21 protein-coding genes are annotated in these 24,970 nt (G+C 68.0%); 10 read left to right on the forward strand and 11 right to left on the reverse strand.

Going from position 1 to position 24,970, the window contains the following annotated elements:
* Nucleotides 1-7: 7 nt before the first annotated feature.
* Both ACWCSV_RS00080 and ACWCSV_RS00085 read left to right on the forward strand, forming a co-directional pair.
* The gene (locus ACWCSV_RS00080; RefSeq protein ID WP_451137603.1) at nt 8-349 is read left to right on the forward strand and encodes a MobC family plasmid mobilization relaxosome protein; all 342 of its coding nucleotides are present in this window, start codon (nt 8-10) and stop codon (nt 347-349) included.
* 5 nt (nt 350-354) lie between these two features.
* Entirely contained in the window at nt 355-2,058 is a 1,704-nt protein-coding gene (locus tag ACWCSV_RS00085; RefSeq protein ID WP_451137604.1) for a relaxase/mobilization nuclease domain-containing protein, read from the forward strand.
* Nucleotides 2,059-2,102: 44 nt separating this feature from the next.
* Here ACWCSV_RS00085 and ACWCSV_RS00090 read toward each other — a convergent pair whose 3' ends face one another.
* Genes ACWCSV_RS00090 through ACWCSV_RS00100 form a run of 3 tightly spaced genes read right to left on the reverse strand, consistent with a single transcriptional unit; the run spans nt 2,103 to nt 4,604 of the window.
* A complete protein-coding gene (locus tag ACWCSV_RS00090) occupies nt 2,103-2,879 on the reverse strand; it encodes a WbqC family protein (protein WP_451137605.1) in 777 nt (258 codons plus the stop codon).
* Nucleotides 2,821-3,489 carry a YdcF family protein gene (locus ACWCSV_RS00095; protein WP_451137606.1) on the reverse strand — a complete coding sequence of 223 codons (669 nt, stop codon included), beginning with the start codon at nt 3,487-3,489 and terminating at the stop codon, nt 2,821-2,823. The genes ACWCSV_RS00090 and ACWCSV_RS00095 overlap by 59 nt, the downstream gene beginning before the upstream one ends.
* Before the next feature lie 14 nt (nt 3,490-3,503).
* Complete coding sequence (locus ACWCSV_RS00100; RefSeq protein ID WP_451137607.1) at nt 3,504-4,604, reverse strand: helix-turn-helix domain-containing protein; 1,101 nt, start codon at nt 4,602-4,604, stop codon at nt 3,504-3,506.
* A 152-nt stretch (nt 4,605-4,756) separates the two neighbouring features.
* Between ACWCSV_RS00100 and ACWCSV_RS00105 the strand changes: the two genes are divergently transcribed.
* From ACWCSV_RS00105 to ACWCSV_RS00135, 7 genes are all read left to right on the forward strand, one after another.
* On the forward strand, nt 4,757-5,185 hold the full coding sequence (locus tag ACWCSV_RS00105; protein WP_451137608.1) for a hypothetical protein: 429 nt from the start codon (nt 4,757-4,759) through the stop codon (nt 5,183-5,185).
* A gap of 8 nt (nt 5,186-5,193) precedes the next feature.
* Nucleotides 5,194-5,595 carry an ATP-binding protein gene (locus tag ACWCSV_RS00110; RefSeq protein WP_451137609.1) on the forward strand — a complete coding sequence of 134 codons (402 nt, stop codon included), beginning with the start codon at nt 5,194-5,196 and terminating at the stop codon, nt 5,593-5,595.
* A 164-nt stretch (nt 5,596-5,759) separates the two neighbouring features.
* Complete coding sequence (locus ACWCSV_RS00115) at nt 5,760-6,062, forward strand: hypothetical protein (RefSeq protein WP_451137610.1); 303 nt, start codon at nt 5,760-5,762, stop codon at nt 6,060-6,062.
* Between the two features lie 52 nt (nt 6,063-6,114).
* Nucleotides 6,115-7,236, forward strand: coding sequence for an adenosylhomocysteinase (locus ACWCSV_RS00120; RefSeq protein WP_451137611.1), 1,122 nt, complete (start codon nt 6,115-6,117; stop codon nt 7,234-7,236).
* 5 nt (nt 7,237-7,241) lie between these two features.
* Entirely contained in the window at nt 7,242-7,784 is a 543-nt protein-coding gene (locus ACWCSV_RS00125) for an NUDIX hydrolase (RefSeq protein ID WP_451137612.1), read from the forward strand.
* Between the two features lie 648 nt (nt 7,785-8,432).
* Nucleotides 8,433-10,196, forward strand: coding sequence for an Eco57I restriction-modification methylase domain-containing protein (locus ACWCSV_RS00130; RefSeq protein ID WP_451137613.1), 1,764 nt, complete (start codon nt 8,433-8,435; stop codon nt 10,194-10,196).
* Entirely contained in the window at nt 10,144-11,292 is a 1,149-nt protein-coding gene (locus ACWCSV_RS00135; RefSeq protein ID WP_451137614.1) for a BsuBI/PstI family type II restriction endonuclease, read from the forward strand. Before ACWCSV_RS00130 ends, ACWCSV_RS00135 begins: the two co-directional genes overlap by 53 nt.
* Before the next feature lie 377 nt (nt 11,293-11,669).
* On the opposite strand, the gene ACWCSV_RS00140 is transcribed toward ACWCSV_RS00135, so the two are convergent.
* The 3 genes from ACWCSV_RS00140 to ACWCSV_RS00150 form a co-directional block, all read right to left on the reverse strand.
* Nucleotides 11,670-13,043, reverse strand: coding sequence for a phospholipase D-like domain-containing protein (locus ACWCSV_RS00140; RefSeq protein WP_451137615.1), 1,374 nt, complete (start codon nt 13,041-13,043; stop codon nt 11,670-11,672).
* A 25-nt stretch (nt 13,044-13,068) separates the two neighbouring features.
* Nucleotides 13,069-16,491 (reverse strand): AAA domain-containing protein, encoded by a 3,423-nt coding sequence (locus ACWCSV_RS00145; RefSeq protein ID WP_451137950.1) that lies wholly within the window; start codon nt 16,489-16,491, stop codon nt 13,069-13,071.
* A gap of 280 nt (nt 16,492-16,771) precedes the next feature.
* Complete coding sequence (locus tag ACWCSV_RS00150) at nt 16,772-17,674, reverse strand: hypothetical protein (RefSeq protein ID WP_451137616.1); 903 nt, start codon at nt 17,672-17,674, stop codon at nt 16,772-16,774.
* 1,151 nt (nt 17,675-18,825) lie between these two features.
* Here ACWCSV_RS00150 and ACWCSV_RS00155 point away from each other — a divergent pair.
* Nucleotides 18,826-19,311 carry a MerR family transcriptional regulator gene (locus ACWCSV_RS00155; protein ID WP_451137617.1) on the forward strand — a complete coding sequence of 162 codons (486 nt, stop codon included), beginning with the start codon at nt 18,826-18,828 and terminating at the stop codon, nt 19,309-19,311.
* On the opposite strand, the gene ACWCSV_RS00160 is transcribed toward ACWCSV_RS00155, so the two are convergent.
* From ACWCSV_RS00160 to ACWCSV_RS00180, 5 genes are all read right to left on the reverse strand, one after another.
* Nucleotides 19,275-20,102, reverse strand: coding sequence for an SDR family oxidoreductase (locus tag ACWCSV_RS00160; RefSeq protein ID WP_451137618.1), 828 nt, complete (start codon nt 20,100-20,102; stop codon nt 19,275-19,277). The genes ACWCSV_RS00155 and ACWCSV_RS00160 overlap by 37 nt on opposite strands.
* Nucleotides 20,099-21,265, reverse strand: coding sequence for an alcohol dehydrogenase catalytic domain-containing protein (locus tag ACWCSV_RS00165; RefSeq protein WP_451137619.1), 1,167 nt, complete (start codon nt 21,263-21,265; stop codon nt 20,099-20,101). The genes ACWCSV_RS00160 and ACWCSV_RS00165 overlap by 4 nt, the downstream gene beginning before the upstream one ends.
* An 89-nt stretch (nt 21,266-21,354) precedes the next feature.
* Nucleotides 21,355-22,422 (reverse strand): ROK family protein, encoded by a 1,068-nt coding sequence (locus tag ACWCSV_RS00170; RefSeq protein WP_451137620.1) that lies wholly within the window; start codon nt 22,420-22,422, stop codon nt 21,355-21,357.
* On the reverse strand, nt 22,419-23,150 hold the full coding sequence (locus ACWCSV_RS00175; protein ID WP_451137621.1) for an HAD-IA family hydrolase: 732 nt from the start codon (nt 23,148-23,150) through the stop codon (nt 22,419-22,421). Before ACWCSV_RS00175 ends, ACWCSV_RS00170 begins: the two co-directional genes overlap by 4 nt.
* Entirely contained in the window at nt 23,147-24,892 is a 1,746-nt protein-coding gene (locus ACWCSV_RS00180) for an FAD-binding oxidoreductase (RefSeq protein WP_451137622.1), read from the reverse strand. Before ACWCSV_RS00180 ends, ACWCSV_RS00175 begins: the two co-directional genes overlap by 4 nt.
* Nucleotides 24,893-24,970: the final 78 nt, after the last annotated feature.

Genomic DNA, 24,970 nt, shown 5'->3' on the forward strand with positions numbered 1-24,970 from the left:
CGGGCCTATGCGCTTCCTCTTGGAGGAGCGCGCCCTGCTCCAGGAGGCCGCTGCCGAGCACGGCTACAAGGGCGAGTCCGGCTTCGCGGCCGACATCGTCCTCGCCTTCCTGGTCGGCCGGTTCACCGCGAACCTGCCCCTGTCCGAAGACCGCCGCCGTACCCACGTCTTCCGCGCCCAGGTCCTGCGCCAGCTCAACCGGATCGGCGTCAACATCAACCAGATCGCCCGCGCCCTCAACAGCGACCTCACCCCGCCGGACATCCGCGAGCGGCTGGGCGAACTCGACCACCTGCTGTCAGAGATAGCCGACGCCCTGCACGGGCCCGCCGACCCGACGGAGAACTGACCGAGATGATCGCGGCCATCAAGCCCTCCGGATCCAACACCCGCGGCCTGCTCGCCTACCTCTACGGCCTCGGTCGGCACGACGAGCACCTCGACCCGCACCTGGTGACCGCCTACGCCATGCTCGGCATGCCCGACCCGGGCCGCGACGAAAGCGCCACCCTCACCCAGCTGGCCCGCCACCTGGACGAGCCCGTCCGGCTGCGCAACGACGAGTTCGGCAAACCGGTCACCGACCACGTCTGGCACTGCCCCGTCCGCACCGCGCCCGAAGACCGCCACCTCTCCGACGCGGAGTGGGCGGATGCCGCCCGGCGCATTGTGGCCGCCGCCGGCATTGCCCCTGAAGGCGACGACCTCGCCTGCCGGTGGATCGCTGTCCGCCACGCGGACGACCACATCCACATCCTGGCCACCACAGTCCGCGAGGACGGCCGCCGCCCGAAGCTCCACGGCAGCGGCGTACGCGTCGGCGACGCCTGCCGCCAGATCGAGAGGGACTACGGCCTGCGGCAACTGAAGAAGGGCGACGGCACCGGCACCCGCCGCCCCACCCAGGCGGAGATGCACAAGGCCGAACGCCTCGGCTGGGAACAGACCAGTCCCGAGTGGCTCCAGGACCGCATCCGCGCGGCCATTCCTCACGCCAGCACTGCCGAGGAACTCTTCGCCTACCTCGAAGCGGACGGCGTCGAGATCAAGGAACGCCGAGGGCCCTCCGGCGACCTCCTGGGCTACGCGGCAGGCCGACCCGGCGACCTGACCGAGAACGGCGAGCAGATCTTCCGCGCCGGCGGCAAGATCGCCCCGGATCTTTCCCTGTCGAAACTCCGCGCCCGCCTGGAAAACACCGTTCCCGAGGAACACCCCACCGCCCGCCGCGACCGAACCACGACTCCCTGGCACCAGGCGACCGACGCCCTCGACACCCTGCACACCGGCATGTTCGACGATGCCCACGCCCAGGCTCACATCACCGCGCTCGGCGAACTCATCGAGGCCACCGCCCAGAAAGCCCCCGCCGAACTTCGCCATGAACTTCGAGCGGCCGGCCGGGCGTTCGCACGCGCCCAGCGTTCCCGGATCCGATCCGAGGACCGCGCCGCGAACGACCTGCGGCGCGCGGCCCGCGACATCGCGTTCACTGCCTCCGGCCCCGGCGGAAGCGCAATTGCCGCCCTGGTAGCCGCGATGCTTTGGGCCGCGATCCTCGCCGGCCGCTGGCACGAGGCCAAGGGCCACGCCCACCAGGCCGACGCCGCCCGCGCCACCGTCCAGCACCTCCAGGCGGCGGCCGCCCAGGCCCTCGCACCCGCCCTCACCGAACTCGCCGCCCGCCGGCCAGGCGAGGCCGCTTGCCGCACACTCGCCCACGACGTACGTGCGGCCCTCCCCACTGAGGCGGACCGCATCCTCGCCGACACCGGCTGGCCAGCCCTCGCCGCACTCCTCTCCGACGCCGAAGCACGCGGCCACCAACCGCACCAGCTCCTGTCGGAAGCAGCAGCCCAACGCGAGCTCACCACGGCCCGCCAACCCGCCCGCGTCCTCCTCACTCGCATCCAGCACACCGGCCGCAACCCTGCGCCCAACCGCCGAGCCGAAGCCGCCCGGCTTCGGAGCACTACCGCATCAGCTTTCGGCGTCCCTTCCCCCAGCAACCGGTCACCGATGCCAACCACAAGTCGACCCGCCCACCCACACCGCTGATCTGGAACAGTCGCCAACAGGCTGCGGTCAGGCGACGGCCGACATCAAGCGTGGTCCGAGGCGATCCTCTGCATAATGGTGGCCACTTCCTGCGGGCCGAGTGCTGCCAATGCCCCGAGCGAACTGAGACTTCGGCCCGAGGACCAGATGCCGGTCGTCGGCGGCCGGAACGGCGTGACGGCGATGTCCTTGGCGGCAAACGGTGCCGGGTCGAGGTACGTCATGCCGCCGGTTCCGCAGAGATAGGAGCGGGCACCGGTGATGGCGGAAAGATCGGCGAGCCGCTGGGAGCGGCCCGGCTGGGAGGGCAGTTCGCTGCTGTTGAGAATCTTGCCCTGCCAGCCGAGCAGACCGAGCAGAGCACGGGTGGAGGTTTCGGCGACTGTGGCGGTCCGGCCCGTGCCGAAGGCATCCAGTACTGGGTCCAGGGCCTGTGCGAGCGCCGGCCAGTGTGGGTTCGCTCCGTAGTGCTGCCGCAGCACCCCCGCCGTCTTTCGACGGGCCAGGCCGGGGTCACCGATCAACGCGTCCCGGATGAGAGTTTGCCGTCCGTGGGGAAGGTGGGTGGGAATGGTGAGCCACTGCCGACGGTCCGGTTCGTCGAGGTCACCGAGGCGGGTTCGGTGCTGGTAGTCGCGGCGGGTGAACTGTACGTCGTCCAGGACGATCCAGTAGTCCGCCGCGAACAGCTTGGCCAGTGTGGTCAGTCTGGGGAACAGGTTGGGCTGATGAATGGCGCACAGCCCGCCCGGTCCTGGCAGGTCAGGAAGCGATGAGGCGGCTGGTGAAGCCGTCGTCGATGAGGGATTCGTACGCTCCATGCACGTCCTCCGGGACCTGCTGCTCGATGGCGAATCCGAGCTTCGGATACTCGATGACTCGCTGGAGGTCGCCGACGAGCATGTCCAGGACGAGCTTTTCGTCGCCGATGGATTTCATGTAGCCGTCGAGCTCCAGCGGCTCCGACGCGCAGAGGATCTCGACGTCGGGCCACAGCTTGCGTGCGGTCGCGAACGACCGCCGTTCCATGTAGGGCTTGGAGACCAGCAGCACCTTGGCCGGGGTGATGCCGGCGGCGGCGAGGACTTCACGGGAAAGGGTGATGTTCTGCCCGGTGTTGCCGGCCTTCGGTTCCAGCAGGATCGCTTCGGCGGGGACGCCCAGACCGAGGGCGTGCTCGCGGTAGTGGACAGCTTCGCCGCGCGGGAAGACCTTGGCGGTGGTGGGGCTGTTGCCGCCGGTGAAGACCAGGGTCGGGAACAGGCCGGCGCGGTACAACTCGGCGGAGTGGGTGGCGACTCCGAGGTCGTGGCTGCCCAGTCCGATCGCCACGTCGACGGGGCGCAGTGGGTGGTGCATCTGGTGGTAATCCCAGATCAGGGCGGCCCGGCGCCGCTGGTCCTCGGTGATGGCCTGCTGGTTGTCGCTCACGCATTTCTCCCTGGTCACCGTCGCCGGGGGCCGGTCGGCCCCTCGCTCATGGCCTTGATGCCCTCGATACTGCGCAGTTGGTGCACGAGTCCGTACTGCGCGGCCGTGCGGGTGGCCTGATCGAGGACGAGGAGTCCATCATCTCGGGTCGCTGCGTCGGAGAGCAGGATGTGGCCATGGGCGGTGTCCAGCCGTACGCGTTGCATCGGTGAGTCGGTGGCGCCGCTGCTGCGGGCGATGTCGATGAAGTGCAGGGCTTGGGTGAGGTCTCCGGCGCCGCGGCGGGCGAGGGCGAGTTTCTGGTGGGCCACCGACCAGTCGTCGGGTTCGGTGAGGTCCTCGAAGTCGCGGGTCGCGGCCTGCATGACGCGGGTCGCGTAGTCGTGCCGACCGTTCTTGCTCAGCGCGGTACCCACCCACAGGCGGGCCCTGGCACGATCACGGCGGGAGAGCCGGTCGTCGACGGCGAGGGTTTCGTATTGGCGGGCAGCGATCTCCAGCTTGCCGGACATTTCGGTGACCACCGCGAGGGAGAGGTCGAGCTGGGCGACACGACGTGGGATGTCGAGCTGGGTGAAGACCGCGCGGGCTCCGGCGTAGGAGTGGTGGGCGGAGAGTGGGCCGATCACTGAGCCTTGGTCGCGTTTGAGGTCACCGAGCAGCGCGGTCGAGCGAGCGAAGAGGTACAGGCCCTTTTCGTCCAGTTCCCGGGCGTCGAACCGCACCAACCAGCGATTGAGCAGGCTGTCGGCGAAGGCGAAGTTCTGGCGGGCGAGCGCGACCACGACCCGGTCCAGGTCGTCGGCCCACGACTCGTACTCCCAGGCTCGAGGGCCGGAGGCGGTTACCCGCCGGCCGGCGCCTTGCACGGTGCTGGCCATCTCGGACAGGAGCGTCTCGAAGCGCAGGTGGGCGTGGGCGTCGGCGCGTCCGAGGGCGGTGTCGAGGATCGCCTGGGTGTCGGGTCTGGGCTCGGTTTCGGCGCGCTTGCTCTCCCACTTCGAGACCGTCGCGACGGCCACGCCGAGGTGCTCGGCAAAGGCCCGCACGCTCAAACGCAGGGCGAGACGCAGAGCCCTGGCCTCCAGGCCGGTCCACTGGTGCACGGTTGCCACGCCTCACTCCCTTCCACCGTCATCGAAGCAGATGGCTGGGGATGGCGGGACGGAAGTGGAACGGAAGTAGAACGGCAAGTGATTGGCCGGGAGTTCGGGGTCCTCCATGCTCAGGATCGTCACCCCGTGTCGACTCTTTGGACGGTCCTCGCATGGAACCCCTCACGGAACATCGCCCGGTCAGCGGACCTGTCGTCTACGGCTTCCTGCGGCTCGTGCGGGTCTCCGAAGCCCGACAGGAGGCGCTGGCCGCCTCGCTCGCCGAGTACTGCCGTAGCCACGAACTGGAGCTTTCCGGCGTCTTCACCGAACGCGAAGCGAGTGCCGGCCCAGGCTCGGCGGCCTTCACCGGCCTGCTGGACGTGTTGGCCCTGCCGGACGTCTACGGCGTACTCGCCCCGGCCGCATCACACCTTGGCCCGAGAGCGATAGCCGCTGAACGAGGTCGGCGGATCAAGGCGGCCGGCTCCCGGCTGCTGCTGGTCCGCCGACCCCACCCCGCATGCAAGCCGACCGCCCCCAGCCCTGTGGCCTGCCGCCACAGCCCCGGAACCGCAAGCCTCCTGGAGACCGAGACATGAGGACAGCCATGATCGAGACGGCACAGCGCTTCTTCAGGGCCCGCCCCGAATCCGTCGGACAGGCAAGGAAATTCGCTTACGAGACCCTGACCGCATGGGGCCTGCCGGAGCGGGTCGACGACATTCGCCTCTGCGTATCCGAGTTGGCGACCAACGCGCTGGTGCACGGCACTGTCTCCGACCACGGATTCCTGGTCCGCCTCGACATCGAGGACGACATCGTGCGCCTGGAGGTGCACGACAGCTGCCGTCGGCGGCCCCGGCCCCGACAGGCCGCCAGTACCGACCTGTCCGGACGTGGTCTCGCCCTCGTGGCCGAGCTCGCCGATGAGTGGGGAGTGCGCGACCGCGCACCGCTCGGAAAGATCGTTTGGTCCTGCTTCAAGGCCGCGGGCGGGACGACCACGTGAGCACCATCCATACTTCGGCCGGCCTTGATCTTCGGCTACTGGTTTCGCTCTCCGCATGGAGCTGGCCGGGCACCGGACCGGACGGCCGCGAACTCGCCCACATCCTGATCGCCCACAGTCCTGCTTCCGCTCTTCCCGGCTCTACTGAAGCGCCAGAAGCCCGCATGCGGCATCTCGCAGACAACTTCGGCGGACTGGGCAGGGCGGAGGACGTGGTCCGCGATGTCGGCCGCTGCCTGCACATCGTCGGCCACCACGTGTTTCTGCACATCCCAGGCGCCTCACGCAGGATGCGACTGCCGAGCCGCCCCGACTGGACGGCGCTGGTCGCTCGCACCGGCACAGCCGTTCTCCTGCTCGGTCTGGAACCGCTGTCGCAGTCCGCCGACGCTTCTCAGCTCGACACCTATCTGGATCTCGCTAGCACGACCGACCGGCTGCTGTTCGGACTCGCCCGCAGCCGCTGAAGCCCGGGAACTTCCTGCACGGCCCCGGTTATACGGATGAGAGGAAACCGTCGTGGAAACCTTCGAACGCGCCAAGCTGGACGCATACTTCGCGCGGATCGCCACCCAGTTCGCCCCCGACGAGCAGACCTCGTCGTTCCTGATCACCCACCTGCTGGCCGAGCGCCCCGCATTCGTCCGCGCCGTTGCCGCGATGACCCGGCTGACGGCAGTGCTGCCCAAGCCGAAGTCCGTACACCCGGCTGCCCAGCGAGAGACCGAGCGGACCGTCGTCGTCGACACCCTGACCCGCGAACTGTTCACCGACCCGGATACCGCGCTGGACTACTTCGAATCCCGGGCCGCCGGAGAACCCGTCTCCCTCCTTGACGTCGGCGGCTACTTCACCCCCACCCTCACCGACCTCCACAGCCGCTTCACCGGGCGCTTGGTCGGCGTCGTCGAGGACACCGAGAACGGCCACCGCCGCTACGAGGCCCTCGACAAACTGCCCTGCCCCGTCGTCTCGGTGGCCCGCTCCCCGCTCAAGGACCCCGAGGACTACCTCGTCGGCCAATCCGTCGTGTTCTCCACCGAGGCCGTCATGCGCGGGCGCGGCGACATCCTCCACGGCCGCCCCGCCCTCGTGATCGGCTTCGGCAAACTCGGCTCCTCCATCGCCCGACTCCTGCACGCCAAGGGTGTCCAGGTCACCGTCTTCGACATCAACCCCGTACGCCGCACCCAGGCCCTGTCCCAGGGCTTCACCGTCGCCCGCGACCGCGAGAGCGCGCTCACCGGGGCCGGCCTGGTGCTCTGCGCGACCGGCGCGGTCTCCTTGCGTGGTGAGGACTTCTCCCACCTGCGCAACGGCGCCTACGTCGCCACCGTCACCTCCAGCGAGGACGAGCTCGACCTCGCCGGCCTGCCGGACGTCTACACCCGCACAGTCGTCGGCGACCACGTCACCCGCTACCAGACCACCGGCCATTACTTCTATCTGGCGAACGGCGGCAATGCCGTCAACTTCATCCACGGCGCAAGCGTTGGACCGTTCATCTTCCTGATCCAGGCCGAGATCCTCGCCGCGATCAGGATGCTTACCCGCGGGGACCTCAACCCTGGCATCCACGAGGTCCCCGCACCCGACCGCGAGGCCATCGCGGCGACCTGGCTCTCCTACTTCAACAGGTGATCACCATGCCCATCACGGCGAACCACATCCGCGGCACCATCACCGCTTACCTCGACCAGCACCCCGAGGACAAGCCAGAGATCGACATCGTCCAGGGCCTCCTCGACGACGGTGACGACCTCACCAGTCGTAAGTCCTTGCCGGGGCACGTCACCGCAGGCGCGATCCTCGTGGGCCGCGACGGTCGTGTCCTGCACATCCTCCACAACGCCACCGGCAAATGGCTGCTGCCCGGCGGCCACATCGAGCCCTCCGACGACACGCTCCTGCAAGCCGCCGGCCGTGAACTGGCTGAAGAGACCGGCATCCCGCCCTACGCCGTCACCCCGCACAGCGAGATCCCACTACACATCGACGTCCACCCCATCGACGCCAACCCGGCCAAGGACGAGCCCGCCCACCAGCACTTCGACTTCCGCTACCTCTTCCGCACCACCGCCGACCCCGGCCAACTGCAGACCGAAGAGGTCACCGACGCAGCATGGCGCACGGTGGAGAGCTTCTCCGATGAGCGACTGAGGCAGCGGGTCGCCCGGGCGATCCTCTAACTGTCGAGAGACCATCGGCTCCCGGGCACGAATACGATGTGGCCATGCCCGCAGGCGTCCACTCGCCCTGTGGTCCCAACGCTCCGTCCACCCCCGAGGGCAGCTAGCCGAAGGTCTTCCGGCGTAGCGAAATCGTCGTCCAGGCAACCGCGACCATGTATCACGGAGAATTCCGCGGTCCAGCCCTTAAAGGCCCGCGCTTCCCCTACGAAGATGCGTGATGGCGGACGGCGCTCCATGACCGCCATCGCGAGCCACTCCGAGAAGCCCGCGAACTCCGGGTACGGGGCAGTGCCCCCTACCCGGCGGTGTCTTCGGAGAGACGGTGCGGCTCTGCCGGGCCTCAGGTTGACCTTGGCCGGTGCACACAGAGGGAACCTACTCGCCGAAGTTGTAGCGTTACCCCTTACCGGAGTGAACGGGCACTCGGTTCCGTGACGTCTGGCACTCGTCACGTTTCTTGTCGCGCTTGAACGAGAACCTGCCCGAGGAGCTGTCGTGCGAATGCCAGGGGAGGCTGGCGCGCAAGGTTGCGGCATGCCCGGGTGTCGGCCTCCCTGGCGCAGGGGCTAGTCTCTCCTAATGCCCATATCCCATGATCCCGTTGGGTAGGGTAGGGGCGATTCCTATACCGGAGGACACCTTCTGATGCCCGACCTGCTCGTTGTCGCGGCTCTCTCGGAGGCTCTTGAGAACGCCTCAATCGCACGCCCTCTAGGGTCACGAGGCTCGCGCGGGGCGGTTGCAGACAGCGACCCCGCAGAGCTGACCCCTACGGCTACCGCTGTGCTGGCTGCGATTCCTGCGTGGTGGCGGGCTCAGGCGACAGCGGCCGGCCTCACCGGACGCTGGCTAGAGATCGCCACTGCTCTCCAGGCTGCTCCCCCGCTGGAAGTCCCGAGTGACCCGCCGCTGGGGGGCTCCTGGGGGTCGCTTACGCCGGAGCAGGTGGGTGCTGCCTATGTAGAGGCGCTGTCGTCGGCGACGCGAGCACGGCACGGCCGTCACTACACGCCTCCCGAGCTTGCTTCGCACTTGTGGGGGCTGGCGCGTACTTCGCTGGGTCTGCCGCCGAGTAAACAGGTTCTTCCTGGTCTGGTGCGGGACCCGGCGTGCGGAGCCGGAGCTCTTCTTCTGCCCGCGCTTAGAGAGCATCTGCACGCGTCATATGGTGTCGACCCGGCACTGACACTCGCTGGTCTTCCCAACCTCATTCAGGGCGTTGATACCGACCCAGCCGCGGTATGGGTGGCTAACGTGGTCTTGGCCGCGGAGATGCTTCCGACGCTCGCCCGCGTCCCTCAGAAGGTACGCAGGCCCTTGCCAGCCTTGGCCTGTGTGGGTGACGGCCTGGCGGATTCTGCGCCCAAGGCGCGGGTTGTAGTGATGAACCCGCCTTATGGCCGCGTACGGCTGTCCCCCGCCGAGCGGGACCGCTACGCGCACGTGCTTTACGGGCACGCAAATATGTACGGCCTCTTTATGGCGGCAGCCGTCGCATCGCTGGACGATGAGGGTGTCCTTGCCGCGCTCGTCCCCACCAGCTTCACCAGCGGACGCTATTTCTCGAAGTTGCGCACTTACCTTGGGCGCGAGGCAGGCATGAGCGCTGTCACTTTTGTTGAAGACCGCAGTGGTGTGTTTACTTCTGTTCTACAGGAGACCTGTCTGGCCACTTTTGAGCGCCGCAGGAGGCGGCGGACACGCATCAGCAGCCTTGGCAGTGCCGAAACGGCGATCGCGAGCGTGAAGACCCAGCGAACGGGCGAGCCATGGGTGCTGCCGCGCCGCTCGGATGACGCTCCAGTGGCTGCTGCAGCCTCCGCAATGACTGAGTCCTTCGCCTCGTTCGGCTGGCGAGCTTCGACCGGTCCCCTTGTATGGAATCGGCGAAGCGCCGACCTCTATCCGGCCTGGGGCCCGTCACGTTCGCATGTCATCTGGGCAGCGGACCTCGACGGTGGCGTGCTACATCGCGATCCCGCTCGTGACTCGATGCGCTACATGGCGCTCACCGCAGCATCCGATCCGAAGGTCATGGTCTTGGACGAGCCGGCCATACTCGTGCAGCGCACGACGGCTCCCGAGCAGACGCGAAGGCTCGTTGCTGCATTGCTGGACGATCAGGCGCTCAGAGCCCGGCGCGGGCGGGTCACAGTAGAGAATCACGTCAATGTGTTCAGGCCCACGGCTGCAGATTCCGTCCTCACCATCGAGGCCATGACGCGTCTGCTAGCCACTAACGCACTGGATCGAGTGGTGCGCTGTATCTCCGGTTCCGTAGCGCTCAGCGCTTATGAACTGGAATCAATCCCGCTGCCTGACCCCGACGTAGTACGTGAGTGGAACGATCTTAAGGGTGAAGCGTTGGAATCAGCAGTTGCCGCCGCTTATCGGCCGGAAGGCATTTGACGTGAGAAAGATCATTACGCCCGAGGAGGCAGAGCGTCGGCTGGAATTTGTCTTCCCGCGCGCCGCCTTCGATAGCGTTCTTTCAAACCCGCTCGCGGGCACAGCGGTCGCCGCTCTCATATACGTCGACGCAGTCTGTGGCGCTGACGATGATGCGGAAACAGCCCGATGGGGGCGACCTTCAACTGTCGTGTGGATTTCAGATGCGGCCTTGGAGCACCAGACGGACGACCAGCGTCTTGCCTGGCGCGTTGCAGCCCTTAAGAAAAGCAAAGACGTTGAGCAACTCCAGCATTCGTGGGGTATCCCATTTCAGCCTAAATATAGGGACAATACACGAGAGACGCTGCGCGATGAGACGTTCCGTGCATGGCGCGAGCATCACGCGATCCGGAAAAGGCCCGGTATCGCTGTCAACAGCAGCAAGCCTACTTGGTCTTTGCTTGATGACTTCGCAGATCTGTTCGATCCTGACATGACAGATAATCAAGTCAAAGAGGCTGCGCAGTGCTGGCGGGATAAACATATGACTCCCGGCACCAAGCTCAAGGCTCTTCGAGCTATCCAGGCGCAGGAGGCAAAACACGCTGTCACGGTGACACTGCCTGACAACACCACCCGGACCCTTGAACCCGGTAAGTCTTCCCTCATAATCAAAGGCGTAATCGAGGAATGGGCTCCGGCTCGTATGGGAGAACCTGTCGTCCTGGCGATCTCTGAGCCGGGAGATAAAATCCACCTCGGTGACAAGGGGATTTTGCAAAGTGCGGGCATCAAGATTGATCCGAAAGATGTCCTCCCTGACCTACTGATGGCAGACGTTAGCAAAGAGCCGGTGGCCTTCTGGGTTATCGAGGCAGTGGCATCTGACGGTGCGGTGACCGAGGTGCGCCGTAAGGCGCTGTTGGGATGGGCTGCCCAGCAGAACATCAAGGCTTCTCAGTGCTCATTCCTTAGCGCTTTTGAGTCCCGTAACGCAGCTCCCGCCAAAAAGCGTCTCAAGGACCTCGCTGGCGGCACCTGGGCATGGTTTGCCGACGAACCCGGCCACGAACTCTCCTGGTACCAGATGTTTCCGACTGCGGACGGATTTTGACGCGCGGTAACCGACACGAGCACGACCGCGTGAACGCAGAAGTCCGCTCGCCTTTTTTGGATGACCTGGAAGAGCAGCTCGGAGTCCTACAGGGGCGGCTACTTGTGCAGGTACCTAGTAGCCGGGTCTTAGGCATCCCCGAAGGGCTTTCCGGAGAGTGAGTCTCATGTTGTCAGTCCTGGAACGACAGCTCAGACCAGGTGTTTGACAGCAGTTTAATTCCCTGCATGCCCTAAGACGGGCTGTCGCGAGGGAGGCGCTATGGCCCACCTCAAGGGCTGGCGCCTTCCTCGGGAACTTCGCTGCGGCACAAGCCGACTCACGGTCTAAGTGAAGGCGTCACCCCGCGTTTCAACACGGGATTAGACACAGCTCAGTTATCTGCGATGGTCGGAGATCAACTCAAGATACCGGGTGTACTGGGTATCGGCGATCTGGCGGTTACGGACGAGGCTTCCTTCTTCCATTCGGTACGTGCGTTCGGGGTCACCTTTGAAGGAGAGCCAGTTGAAGGACGTGGTCACCCAAACGTCGTCGTAGACGAGAACCTTTGCGTGAGTACTCTTCAGGCGCGTGAAGCTGAATTTGTCGCGGTAGCGGTCGGCGAGGTTGGTGAGTTTACGGACGGAGGCCGAGTCGGTCTTGGTGTCGTTCTCTTCGTAGCCGTAGGCGATGTCTACTTTGACGCCTTGGTTGACCCGTCGTTCAAGGTTGCTAAGGAAGTCGGTGGTGATGATCGCGTTCTTAATCCATGGTGAGATGATTAGGATTCGGCGGCGAGCGTTGGTGAGTGCATCGTAAAGGACGTCCGGGTGCTCGAAGACGCCGATGGCTCGGATCTCGTTTGCCTGATGCCGCCGCTGAACTGCCGGAGGGCCGGGCGTCGGCGCCTGGGCGCCGAGCTGGAACGCGGCCTGTTCTGCACGGTGCTGGGTGACCTCCTGTAGCGGCACGCGGGCCTTTTCAAGGTCCGGGTCCAGGAGAGGGCGTTCTGGGGGTGGCGCCACGGTGATGCCGAGCGCCTTGGCGCCGCCGTGACCGATGAGGGCGAGTTCGTGCGCCTGACTGAGTTCGCCATCAACGACGATGCCGACTTCGACGTCGGTACGGTCTGGGTCGGCGTACACCAGGAGTTTGACTGGCAGAACACGGCGAGCTGGGGCCTGGGAGATACTTTTGACCTGGAGGACTTCGCGCTTGTTGTTGCCGTTCTCGCGGAGCAGAGCGGTGATTTCCGCGGCGGTGATGGCTCCGTCGTTGACGGGCCCGGACTGCGCCACGGGCAGCATGATCATGTCGTGTTCCTCGGCCTGCCCGCGCGGGATGGTGGTGCGGCGGTCGTAGGGGGCTACCTTCCACAGCATCTGGTCATAGACGAGGGGCTGGTTGACCCGCACGGGCGCTACCGCAGCGGCCTTCTGAGCGGTGAGGTGACCCTTGTCGGTGAGACGCAGACCGGGGGCCCGGTCTGCGTCTGCTGCGGTGGGGCGGGCCCATTTAAGGTCATCTGAACCGAACAGCACGGCGATGGTCCGCTCGACCATATTTTCAGGCAGGCCAAGCAGGCCGGCGATGCCACGCGCACTGCTCACGTTGTGCTCGACCAGCCGCAGTACAAATTCCTCCATGAGCGGGAGGTCCTTGCTGTCCTGGGCGAGGACCTCGGCGGTGATCCGGGCGACGGGCAGTGCGGCATCCGCGATCTGGATCAGTTCGAGTCCGGGACGAGTGTTGTGGAAGCGGAGGGCCAAGAGGCTGTCGTCGCCGAAGGCAGGGCTAGAGGTAGGCATTGCGGATCTCGCAGTCTTCCGGGTGGCCGCTCATGTAGTCGAGGACGTCGCGCAGGGCGCCTGGCTTGCTGCGGCAGAAGCCGGCATCGCCGACGATAATCAGGCCGTAGCGGGCACGGGAGAGTGCGACGTTAATGCGGCGCCAGTACGGCTGACCAAGGAATCCGAAGCGGCCGCTGAGGTTACTGCGGGTCACGGAGAACACGACGAGATCGCACTCTCGGCCCTGTACCGCGTCGACGGAGAGTACTTCTGGAGCGATGTGCTTGAGCCTCAAGGAGGCTAGGCGCTTGGTGAGTTCTTCGACCTGGCGACCGTAGGGGGCGATCAGCAGGACATCGAGGCGCTTGCCGTTGGGAGTCTTGATTACACCCTTGTCGATGGCCCGGTCGATCACTTCCAGGCGTCGCATGGCGAGCTGGCCCTCAAGACGGTTGGAGATACTGGTCTGCGCGGCGGACTGCTCGTCCTCGCGGCGGTTCGGTAGGGCGCTGGTGTCCAGCCAGAGAACGGGCTTGTTGACCGTGCTGTAGCCGGGAAGGGCATGATCGTTCGGCGAGATCAGCTTGTTGTCGTAGAAGCAGCTGCTGATCATGTTGCCGATCGCCGGAATCATCCGGTATTGCTCGCGCAGTAGATGCTTGACGGGAGCCTTGGTGGAGTTAGCGAAGTACTGGAATAGGGTGGTCTTCACCAATTCAGGGATAAGCTGGTGATCGGCCATGATCTTCTCGTCGCGCAGCAGATCCTCATCGATGGGAGGCAGCTGGTTGGTGTCGCCGACCAGCACCCACCGCTTGGCCCTGGCCATCGGCACCAGCGCCTCGGTGGCAGTCGCTTTGGACGCCTCGTCGAAGATACACAGGTCGAATTCGAGGTCCCGGGCCGCCGGGTGACCGAGAAATCCGAGCGCGGTCCCGCCGATGACACGCCGGGTGCGCAGGAAGCCGGCGATCAGGTTCTGGTCGGTGCCGATACGCTGCAGCCATTCGCCCTGCAGGCTCAGCAGGTGCATCAGTTCCCGTCCGGGCCCGGCCGGGCCGAGAAGTACCTCGACGACGTCGCGGGCGTCGGCGGCACTCATTTCCTCGCGTAGGGTGAGCTCGCCGTCGAGCATTGTCTGCACGTCGGCGAACAGCTCAGCCCGCTGTTCGAGGAGCTGCTCCCGGCGGGCCCGGGTGGTGACGACTTCCTCGCCGAGCTCCCTGGCTGAGGTGGTGCGCTCAGGCACAGGCTGGTTCGCCAGCTCGTCGAGGCGAGTTGTCACGTGGGCGAGGTTGGCGGCCACGGCAGCGAGTTCTTCCAGCACCAGGGCCGCCTTAAGGTGGCTGGGCTGCTGGCCGCTGTTGGCGGCCACATTCTCCAGATGCCGTTCTGCGCGTGTGCGGACGCCCTGGGTCCACTTCTTGACTTGCCGGTCGAGCAGCAGCGGCTGGGCGCTTTCTGCGACGCGTGGATCGTCAACGCGGCCGAGGCGGACGAGTTCGGTGATGCCTGCGTCTTCAAGACGCTTGAGGGCGTTGTCGATGGCGATGTGGGTCTGGCTGACGATGAGGATGCGTGCGGCGGGGTGCCGACTGAGGGTCTGCTCGACAATCTCGGCGATCACGGTGGTCTTGCCGGTGCCGGGTGGCCCCTCGACGAGCAGCAGGTCCTGAGTGCCTAGGGCGTGGGCGACGACATCTCGTTTGCTTGAGTCGAGATCGGCGCGGACCCAGGTGGTGACTTCGGTGGGCGGACCAACCTCAACGGACGTGGGGTTTGCGATGATCTGCCGCAGGTCGGGATTGGCAGTCTGTTCAGCGGCGACCGCTGTGAGCGCGTCGCGCTGCCGGTTGATCGCGTTTTGGCTGGGTCCGAGAAAGGGCAGCAGCACACCCCGGGCAGGCAGGACGGCCTGGGGACGCGTCATCCGCAGGACGACGGTGTCGTCGGTACGGTTGGTGATTTCACCACGGTCGATAGGTCGGCTGTGGGGGTACTCTGCGACCGACCACTCTTCGCCGATTTCCGCGGTGGTATCGGGCGCGGCCAGATGGAAGACCCGGGTGCGGCCGCCGCCTTCCAACCGCTCGTACTGAATCGGCTGCCGTCCGTTAGCAGCCACCTCCTCGCGGGCTTCCAGGACGCGGCGCCAGCCGTCGAATAGGTCGCCGAGCTGCTGGCGCTTACCCTCCTTGGCCAGGGTCTCGCGCGCATCTAGTTCCGCGTTGAGGCTGTCCAGCAGCAGGTTGAGGCCGTCGTACGCCGGGTCCTCGCCAGGGTCGTTGAACGTCCAGGTGAGGATGGGGCCGAGTTTGAGGGCGGACGCACGGCGCTTGGCCATCCATTCCTCTGCTCGTTCCTCCGCTGAGACGATTACGCACCGGTCACGTTGACCCTCGTCGTTGACCAGGCGTAGGAACAGGCTCTGGCCGAACACTCGCACCGTGCCGGTGTCGACCTCGTCGCTCTGCGCGTTGTAGCCGTAGTCGACGTGCACGGTGCCGGAGATGTCCGCCAGCACGGTGTTCTTCACAGCGTCCCAGTCGATCTCTTCGCTGGCCGGGGCGGCGCTGAGGCTTTCGGCCGCGCGACGGGTCATCTTCAACCAGAGGGAGTTGCGTTGGCGGGCATCACGGTTTTCGCAGACCCGCTCGGCCTCCAGGAGCCGGTGCTCCAGGACGATAGCGTTGGCTGGACGCTTTTTAGGGTCGAAGTCGATGCAAGTTCTAAGGACATTGCGGACCTCGGTGTCGAGTTCCAGACCGTCGAGGACTGTCGCCAAATCGTGGTAGTCACGTGCCTGGCTTCGAGAGAGGACCTGAATGGCCAGGACCGCATAGGCGTACACGTCACGGACGTACGGGACTGCCTCACTCTGCTCGGGCGGCGAGTATAGGGCGGACCGGAAGTCCGCTACCGTCTCGTCGGTCACGGCCGCGGCCTTGGACAGAATCTTGGCGATCCCGAAGTCGGCGAGCTTCACGGTGCCGTCACTGGTCAGCAGGACGTTTCCCGGCTTCAGATCACGGTGCTCGATCTCCTTCTCGTGGGCATACGCGAGCGCGGAAACCAGCGGTCTGGCTGTACGCGTGAAATAGGCAGACCAGTCAAGGGGGCGGCCGTCTGCCATCTCGTCCTTGAGGCTGCGGTCAATCCACTCCAGGGCGATGAAGTACCGCTCCAGCCCTTGATCCCAACCGGAATCGAGCATCCGCACGATGTGAGGATGGTTCAGTGCCTTGAGCGCGGAGGTCTCCCGCTCCAGGAAGATCCGAGTGATCGCGTCGTCCTCGCGCTGTTTGAGTAGCTTTACAGCGACGTGCTCACCGCCAGCACTCTTGATGTCCACGGCCTTGCGAACCTCGGATAGACCTCCTAGCCGCGCCTCCTGAGGGAGCAACAGAAACCGGCCGTTGATCGTCATTCCCACCCACTGCTCCTTGCTCCCCCGCTGCCGCGCAGCGCACCCAAGTAGCCATCTTGCCAGTCGTTTCCCCTCGGGTCAGGAGTTTGCCCGGAGGCAGCGAGGACTCGGCGAGCGATGACTTTCGCGGAGTCGTTCTGCGAGACAGATGCTCCCCCTGACCTATGCAACGAGGCGTGATTGCAGTCAGCCCTTTGGCGTCGGCAGAACGCGCTTCGCACACGGGGGCGACGTGTGAGTCGCCCGCGGTGTAGTAGCCCGCCTCGCTCCCGGATGACGGTCATTGCTGCCCGCCGTTACCGAATGGAACCGGGAGGGTCTCGAGCATCTTCAGGGCGCGTCGCCGGTAGACCAGCGCCGTAGCGCACAGGCCCACAGCCGCGATGGCCGGCCCCATCGCTCCCTCCGGCAAACCGCTCATGGACAAAAGGGCAGCGCCTACAGCAGTAAGGCCCGCGACAGCTGCGAGTCGCAGCACTTCACGATCGCGGGCCGGAGTAACGTCGGTCAGCTCGGCCTCGTCGAGCAGTGCGCCGACGCGCCCATCGCTGTAACGCTCAGCCACAGTGACCAGAAGGCCGCCGAGTTCGCGCAATGCTGCAGCAGGATCTACGTCGAGACGTTCCTCTGCCACGCGAAGACGCGCTACGACCTGTCCTGAATGCCGGTGCAACGCCTTGCGGCGGTGCCAGCGACGGCCTGGAGTAACCCCTCGGGTCCGTCGTGCCGCCCATACAGCGGCCTCGACGTCACGCACGGCCGCGCCCACGCTGCGCATACGTTGGGCTCCGCGGCCTCCGTTTCCCGCCCCGTACGCCTCACCACATGCCACGACCGCTTCCGCAGCGACGAGAGTGAGGTTGTAGCGGTACGCAAGGGCACCAGTTGCCATGTCAGCCAGCGGCCCGGGGTAACGGCCGCGAAATGCAAGGAAGCCCGCCACGAGGGGGCCGAAATACGTCATCACCACCACGGCCAGGCCCATGGGCACCGATGCAATGAGCCAAAGCATGGCGGGGCCGGCGACGTAGTCGGGGGACCCATGAGTCCAGCTTTGGACTGCTCCAGCCAAGCTCGACCATGTAGTGGGTTCCGGCCCCTTCTGCCAAACCACGGCGCCAGCCTTGCCCAGTGCCCGCAGCACCGGCCATGCCCAAACAGTGGCATACAGCACAAGGATCATCTGAACGATCCGAAATGGGATGCGGCGACCTGCATGCGCCCGACGCACGGCCAGGTGTACTGACCTCGGCATGGGCCTGGAGATTCCAAGGCGGTTCGCTGCCTTGCTAAGGTCAGCGATCGCCTTCTCGGCCTCACGGCGAGCTGCGGCCCGTCGCCTACCCCAGACCAACGCAGTCGCGCGATCCTTGAGCAACGGCAACTGCCGCCTTGGTCTGGCGGGCTGAGTAGGGGCTCCATCTCTGAGGCCCTCGGCCGTAGCTTGCTCTTGCCGGACGGCAGAGACGCGCTGTGGAGGAACCTCTAGTACATCCGACAAGGGGGTTTGCGCGTTCATAGGCGCATCTTCGTCAGCACGGGACCGGCCAGGCAGGGAAACCATCCCCTTGTGACACAACGGAGTCATGGACATGTTCTCTGTGCTGCAAGCACGCGGCGCGGGTGCCGATTGCCCACCGCAGACCTGTTCGGCGGTTGCAGTTCTGGTTACGGAAGGCGTGTTGGTCGAGCGATCACGTGCCCGGAGTGCGTGAGCGCTGCGTGAGCGGACGGGGCGGCACCGGATGGATCGGGTGGTATGCGTAGCGAGCGGTTCAGGTCTCCTAACTAGGGAAACGGGAGTCACGGGCACCGCCCAGCACCACCCGGGATGATCTTGCAGGCCCTTGTAATGCGTAGGTCGTCGGTTCGAATCCGACAGGGGGCTCATCGACAGGCCCGGCTCGGAGCGCATCCGAGCCGGGCCTTTGTCGTCTGCGGACGCTCCCGCGACGCCGGGAGCGGGCCGCACGGACGAGGGTGTGAGGGGCCGGGGACATACGGGCCGGGACGCGCGACTCCGTCGCCCCTCCCCGGGTTCGAGCCCGCCACCGGGAGCCGTGTTAACGGTCTGTAACGGAGGGGCGAAATTGTGTCACCACCGCCGTCGGGCCGGGATATCGTCGAAATGGTTGGTGCCTACAGGCTTCGCGACCGGAGCCATCACGAAGGAGAGACACCTCATGTCGAAGTCGTTGTTCCATCGTGCGCGTTCCACGGCGGGGTGTCTCCGGTGTCCCCGGCGGCACGCCGACGAAGCCGGCGCGTCATGAGCCGGTTCGCCGCCACCCCCAGCGGGCTCCTCGAACCGGGGGCGCTCGAATGCGGGGGCTCGTGAGCGTGTCGGCGACCTCCGCGCCGTACACGGGGGACTGGGGTCCGGGGCCGGTCGAGGAGTCCGCCGAGACCCTGCGCATCGGGGAGATGGCCGAGGCCACCGGCGTCAGCGAGCGCCTGCTCCGGTACTACGAGAGCCGGGGCCTGCTCACACCGGGACGCACCGCCTCCGAGCACCGCGTCTACAGCCGCGCGGACGTGGCGCGGGTGCGGCTCGTCAGGTTTCTCCTCGACGGAGGGATGAGCACCAAGGACATCCGCTTCCTGCTCGAATGCGTCCACGAGAAGGTGAACGTGGCGCGGGTGTGCGGGGAACTCGATTCCTTGCTGACGCGTGAGTTCGTTCGCATCAGCAAGGAGATCGAGTCCCTCGTCCTCACCCGCAGCTACATCGCGGTTCTGACCGACCGTCCGCTCGCGGAAGCCGGCCTGCGGGAGGGCGCCGCTCAGGTGCCCGCCCCGGCCGCCTCCCGGCCCCGGTAGCCCACGGCGTCCTCGCCGAGCACCGAGCGGACATTGGCGTCCGCCGCGATGAGGGACAGCCCGCCGTCGACGACGAACGACTGCCCCGTGACGTATCCGCTCCGGCCGGAGACGAGCCAGCGGATCAGGTCGGCGACCTCCCGGGGGTCACCGGGCCGCCCGGCCGGCAGCACCGGCCGGGCGACCCCGGCCGGGTCGACGGCCGGGTCGTGCCCGTTCATGGGCGTGGCGGTCTCGCCGGGCGCCACCGACACCACCGCGATGCCGTGCTCGCCGAGTTCCAGGGCCATCGTCTTCGTGACCATGCCCAGGGCGCTCTTGGCCGCGCAGTACGCGCTGCCGCCCGCGATCGGGATGTGCTCGTGCACGCTCGTCACGTTGACGATCCGCCCGCCCCGGCCCTGCGCCACCATCGTCCGCGCCGCCTCCTGGGCCAGCGCGAAGGGGCTGTGCAGGTCCACGGTGAGCACGTGGGACCAGGAGACCAGGTCCTCCTCCAGGGCGGAGGCCCGCCGGTTGATCCCGGCGTTGTTCACCAGGACGTCGATGCCGCCGGCGGTCCCGACGGCGGCGCGCAGGGCCGCCACCGAGGCGGCCGGATCCGCCAGCGGGAATCCCACCGCCCACGTGCGGACCTTCGCGTCCTCCGCGATCGCGCGCGCGAGCGTCTCGGCGGCCTCCCGATTGCCTCCGTAACCGACCACCACGTCGAACCCGACCTCGCCCAACGCCTGGGCGGTGGCCGCCCCGATGCCGGAACTGGCCCCCGTCACGACCGCCGTGCCTGTCATGCCTCTGCTCCTTCTGCCGTACCTTCGGTGGCCGTTCCTTCTTCCGCGAACTCGATCACCAGGCGGACGACGACCTCGCCGCCGACCACCCGACCGCCCGCCACCAGGCGGTTCATCACGTCGACCCCGGCCTCCGGGCCGAGCCGGTGGGTGAGCAGCCGCCCGTAACGCTCCGGCTGCCGGCCCAGTTCAGCGGCCGCCGCGGCCAGGGCCGCACCGGTGACTCCCCGGTTTCCGGTGAACGCGGTCGTCGTGCCCCGCCCGTCGCTCCAGACGACCCGGTGCGGGGGCTGCGGCCCGCCGGTGTTGGCGGCTCGCACCCCGGCCAGGTCCACACCGGGGTGGAAGACGCTCCGGGCGTCGGGGGCGACGCCGCCGATCACATGGAACGCGCGCACCGCCGCACCGAAGCGACGGTGCGCCAGCTCCAAGGCGTCGACGGTGCGGTCCCGGTGGGTGGCGACGAGGACGAGCACCGTGCGATCCGTGGCCGTGCCGGTGGCCGCGTCCGCGGCCAGGTCCGCGAGGTACGTGTGGTGGATGCCCTGGTCCTTCCACGCCGACTCCGCCCACGCGCGTCCCGCCGGGTTCGTGTGCACCAGGGTGACGGCGAGGCCGTCCTCCGGGTCCGTACCGCCGAGGAGGTCGCGGGCGCGGGCCGCCGCCAGGTTCCCGACCAGTCCCGCGCCGATCACCACCACGTGCTCGCCCGCGCGCGGTGCCAGGCACTCCCACGCGTAGTCCACGACGGCGAGCGGCTCCACCAGGGTGGCCTCGGCGGGGCCCGGCTCGTCCCCGATCGGCACAAGCAGGCCCGCCGACACGGCCGAGGCCACGATGAGGACGCGTTCCTGGAAGAGCCCGTCGACGTTGTGTCCGAGCAGGAAGGACGGATCGCCGGGGTGGGTGGGGTTCACCGTCACCCGGTCGCCGGGGCGGACCTGGTCGACGCCGGTGCCGACCGCGACCACCCGGCACGCGCCCTCGTGGCCCAGGACCGGGGACGGGTCGTCCCGCAGGCCACGCAGCATCTGGATGTCCGTGCCGCACAGGCTGACCGCCTCGGGGGCCAGCAGGACTTCGCCCGGGCCTGGTACGGGCGTCTCCCGGCGCACGATCCTGCTGACGCCGGCCTCGCGGACGATGGCGCGGTGCGTGGCCATGTTCCCTCTCTTCGGAAGCTCGTGTGCCGATGTGCTCGTGTTCGTGCTCGTGCTCGTGCTCGTGTTCAGGTGTGGGCCCGTGCTCGCGGTCATGGCTTCACGACCGTCAGGAAACCGTCGGCCAGCAGCGCGGCGCCGCGGATCGGGTCGATTTCGCCGGGTGCGAGGACGGTCGGCGAGGCCCGGCGGCCTGCGCCCGAGGTGTAGTCGGACTCCCGGTCCAGGTGGTGTTCGAGGGCCCGCTGGTAGACGGCGCCCAGTCCCTCGGCGACTCCGCCCCCGATGCCGACCAGGGCGATCGCCGGATCGATGGCCGTCAGCCAGCGGATCGCCTGCGCCAGGGGGTGGGTGACAACGTCGAGGAGGAGAATCGCCCCCCGGTCCCCGTCGGCCACCCGGCCCGCGAGCCGCGTGCCGTCGAACGGGCCGAGGTCCAGAGCCCGGGCCACCCGGGGCAGCGCCGGGCCCGCGGCGAGCGCGGCCACATGACCCCGGCCGCCGCACTCGCAGGGCAGGTCGAGCAGCCGCGCCAGGACGGCGGGATCGAGACCGGCAGGGACGGACGCGGGCAGATGACCGATCTCGCCCTGGAACCCGTCCGCGCCGACGGTGATGGTGCGCGTGGCGAGATCCGCGGTCTTCAGCGCGATGCCGCTGCTCACGGTCACGTAGGCCACCCGCGAGGCGCCGGTCAGGGACGCGCCCCGCCCGGCGGCGAGATCCGTCACCGCGCAGGTGACGTCGTTGTACACGTGCCAGCGGATGTCCGGGCGCCGCCGCGCCAGCTCGGCGACGAGGCCGCCGCGGGGCCGGGCCGCGCCCCAGAGCGGTCCCGAACCGTGGACCCGCGAGGTCAGGTCGTCCATGGCCGCGCCCAGGGACACCACGACGCGGCCGGGGCCCACCTCCGGACGGGTGAGCTCGTCGAGCAGACGGTCCGTCAACGCGTCCACGGAGAGCCCCGGGTGGTTGAGCAGGCTCGGCGCCGGGCGCCGGACGGTCCGTCCCCCGGACCGGAAACGGAGCCAGGTGCCGCCGATGTCGAAACCGGTCACGGATGCGGCACCGGCCGCACCGGCCGCACCGGCCGGGTCGGACGCAGGGGGCGCATCGACCGAGGGCGCGTACGCGGGCGCGTTCGCGTGCGGGGACCTCATCGTGGGCCACCGTTCGCCGTACGCGCCTCTCCGTGTCCGGGTACCCGCAGCAGCAGGCCCGCGCCGGTCGTGGTCACGTCGATGCCGCGCAGGTCCGTGACCCGTGCCGCCACGTCCGGGTCCGTCACCGCCCCGCCCACGCCGACGCAGCGGGCGCCGGCGGCCAGGCCGGCCCGGATGCCCACGTCGGCGTCCTCGAAGACCACACAGGTCCGGGGCGGAACGCCGAGCGCCCGCGCCCCGCGCTCGTACCCCTCGGGATCGGGCTTCCCCCGGCGCACGGAGTCGGCGGCGATCAGCACCGGCGGCACGGGCAGGCCGGCGGCGGCCAGCCGGGCCCGCGCGACCTCCTCGTACGCGGCCGTCACCACGGCCCACCGGCCGGCGGGAAGGCCGGTCAGCAGATCGCGGGCGCCCGGCAGCGGGCGTACGTCCCGGACGTGGTCGCGCTGCGTACGGCGGACGCGTTCGGCGCCCTCCGCGACCGCGCGGGGGCCGGGCAGGAAGCCGGCCAGGATGTCGACGGCGGTCCTGCCCGGCAGCGCCGCGAGCACGGCGTCCACCGGCAGCCCCTCTTCCCGGGCGAAGGCGGACCAGGCTCGTTCGATGGAGGCCGAGGAGTCGATCAGGGTTCCGTCCATGTCGAACAGAAGTCCCTCGCAGAGGAGTTCCGTGAACGCGCCGGGTGCTGCGGATGCGCCCGTGACCCCGGCCTCGGCCGCCGTCACGGCCGCACCGACTGCGCGTGCCGGAAGACGTTCGTGGGGTCCCATCGGCGCTTGACCGCTCTCAGCCGGGCGTGGTTGCCGCCGTAGTAGAGGTCGCCGGAGGACAGCCCCGAGGTGTTCCACGCGGGGTCGGACAGGTCGCTGTTCGGGTAGTTGACGTAGCTGCCGGCGGTCACCTCGTCGTAGCCGGGCGCACCGCCGGTCTCCTGGAAGATCCCCTGGTAGGCGCGGCGCAGCCAGTCGATGTTCGCGGTGTCGTGCCGCTCGTCCGCCCAGAAGGTCTGGACGAGGAACTTCATCGTGGCGTCGCGCTGGAAGACGGCGGTGTCGGTCGGCCGGACCCGGGATATCGCGCCGCCGAGGGCCGCGATGTCCACGCCGGCCGACAGGGAGCCCTCGATCGGCTCGTGCAACGCCCGGTGGATCTCCGCGACCTGGGTTCTGGTCAGCCGGCCGCGGAAGTTGGCCGAGCCCTGCTTGCCCCGCCGGTTGGGGTCGCTGTTCTCGTCACTCGACGTGCCTATGAGCCGTATGGAGTTCATCCACGGCATGCGGCTCCGCGTGACGTACCGCTCGTCGTCGGAGTACCCCAGCGCCGCGGCGAGGCGTTTCACCAGGTCATCGCCGACTGGCTCGCCCGCCGGGTCGGCGACCTGCATGACCATGCCCACACCACCGTTGTCCCGGTGCCGGACGGTCAGCCACGGGAAGACGGCGTCGGCCGGTGCCGAGGAGGCGTGGTGCCGTGCGCACCAGTCGGCGAACACGTCGAGGAACGCGCCGAACCGTTCCGGTCCGACGCCGTCCCACGGCCAGTCGCAGAACACCAGCTGGACCTCGGCGGGCGGCGAGGGCAGACCGCGCGGCTCATCGGGGTTGTGGAAGTCGAACCGGGTGACGACGCCGAAGTTACCGCCGCCACCGCCCGTGTGCGCCCAGAACAGGTCACCGAGGGCACCGGTGTCGCCGCGCCGGGCGTAGGTGAGCGCGGCCCTGCCGCGGGCGTCCACCGTCACCACCTCGACGCCCGCGAGGTGGTCCACGGTCAGTCCGTGCTTGCGGGAGAGCAGGCCGTGGCCGCCGCCGGTGACGTGGCCGCCGACGCCGACGGAGTAGCAGACGCCGCCGGGGACCGTGACGCCGTGGTCGCGGTGGAGCCGGTCGTAGACGTTCAGCAGCCGGGCGCCGGCCCCGACCTCGTACACGCCGCGCGCGGTGTCGTACCGCACCTGGTCGAGCGATCCCATGGTGATGAGCGTGCGCACGTCGGGGGAGAGGACGAAGTCCTCGAAGCAGTGACCGCCGCCGTAGACGGTGAACCGCCGCTCGCCGTCCAGGGCTCGCTGCACGGCGGCGACCACCTCGGTGGCGGTGCGCGGAGCGAGTATCTCGGCGGGCCGGACGTCGAAGCGCCGGTTGTAGCCGGTGCGGAGGGAGTCGTACTGGGGGTCGCGGCCGGGGAGGACGACGGGGACTCCGGCTGCGGGGGCTCCGGCGGCAGGGGCAGCCGGGGAGGGCGCGGCGATCGGGGAGGCAGCCGGGGAGGGCGCGGCGACCGCGGTGGGTGCCGCTGCCGCGCCCGCGCCGACCGCTCCCGCCCCTGCCCCGGCGACCCCCGTGAGGAAGCCGCGGCGTCCCAGGCGGGGGCGCCGTGAGCGGTCCGCCGGCCGGCCGGGCTGCGAGGCTCCGGCCCCGTCGGCCGGACCGGCGGGGGCTGCGGGGCTGTGGGCGTGTCTGTCCATTCGTGCGTTCTCCGTGTGTGTTTCGTCGGTGCCGCTCCTCGTGAGGTCGCGGGTGCGGGCAGAGAGTGGGGATGGAGG

It is taken from the genome of Streptomyces sp. NPDC001770, assembly GCF_053596135.1.

Bases quoted from the DNA above. Each gene is read 5' to 3' on its own strand.
- ACWCSV_RS00165 (WP_451137619.1), bottom strand. From the start codon at position 21,265: ATGGCCACGCACCGCGCCATCGTCCGCGAGGCCGGCGTCAGCAGGATC.
- ACWCSV_RS00160 (WP_451137618.1), bottom strand. From the start codon at position 20,102: ATGACAGGCACGGCGGTCGTGACGGGGGCCAGTTCCGGCATCGGGGCG.
- ACWCSV_RS00145 (WP_451137950.1), bottom strand. From the start codon at position 16,491: ATGACGATCAACGGCCGGTTTCTGTTGCTCCCTCAGGAGGCGCGGCTA.
- ACWCSV_RS00090 (WP_451137605.1), bottom strand. From the start codon at position 2,879: ATGGAGCGTACGAATCCCTCATCGACGACGGCTTCACCAGCCGCCTCA.
- ACWCSV_RS00180 (WP_451137622.1), bottom strand. From the start codon at position 24,892: ATGGACAGACACGCCCACAGCCCCGCAGCCCCCGCCGGTCCGGCCGAC.
- ACWCSV_RS00170 (WP_451137620.1), bottom strand. From the start codon at position 22,422: ATGAGGTCCCCGCACGCGAACGCGCCCGCGTACGCGCCCTCGGTCGAT.
- ACWCSV_RS00085 (WP_451137604.1), top strand. From the start codon at position 355: ATGATCGCGGCCATCAAGCCCTCCGGATCCAACACCCGCGGCCTGCTC.
- ACWCSV_RS00150 (WP_451137616.1), bottom strand. From the start codon at position 17,674: ATGATCCTTGTGCTGTATGCCACTGTTTGGGCATGGCCGGTGCTGCGG.
- ACWCSV_RS00105 (WP_451137608.1), top strand. From the start codon at position 4,757: ATGGAACCCCTCACGGAACATCGCCCGGTCAGCGGACCTGTCGTCTAC.
- ACWCSV_RS00110 (WP_451137609.1), top strand. From the start codon at position 5,194: ATGATCGAGACGGCACAGCGCTTCTTCAGGGCCCGCCCCGAATCCGTC.
- ACWCSV_RS00125 (WP_451137612.1), top strand. From the start codon at position 7,242: ATGCCCATCACGGCGAACCACATCCGCGGCACCATCACCGCTTACCTC.
- ACWCSV_RS00080 (WP_451137603.1), top strand. From the start codon at position 8: ATGCGCTTCCTCTTGGAGGAGCGCGCCCTGCTCCAGGAGGCCGCTGCC.
- ACWCSV_RS00130 (WP_451137613.1), top strand. From the start codon at position 8,433: ATGCCCGACCTGCTCGTTGTCGCGGCTCTCTCGGAGGCTCTTGAGAAC.
- ACWCSV_RS00115 (WP_451137610.1), top strand. From the start codon at position 5,760: ATGCGGCATCTCGCAGACAACTTCGGCGGACTGGGCAGGGCGGAGGAC.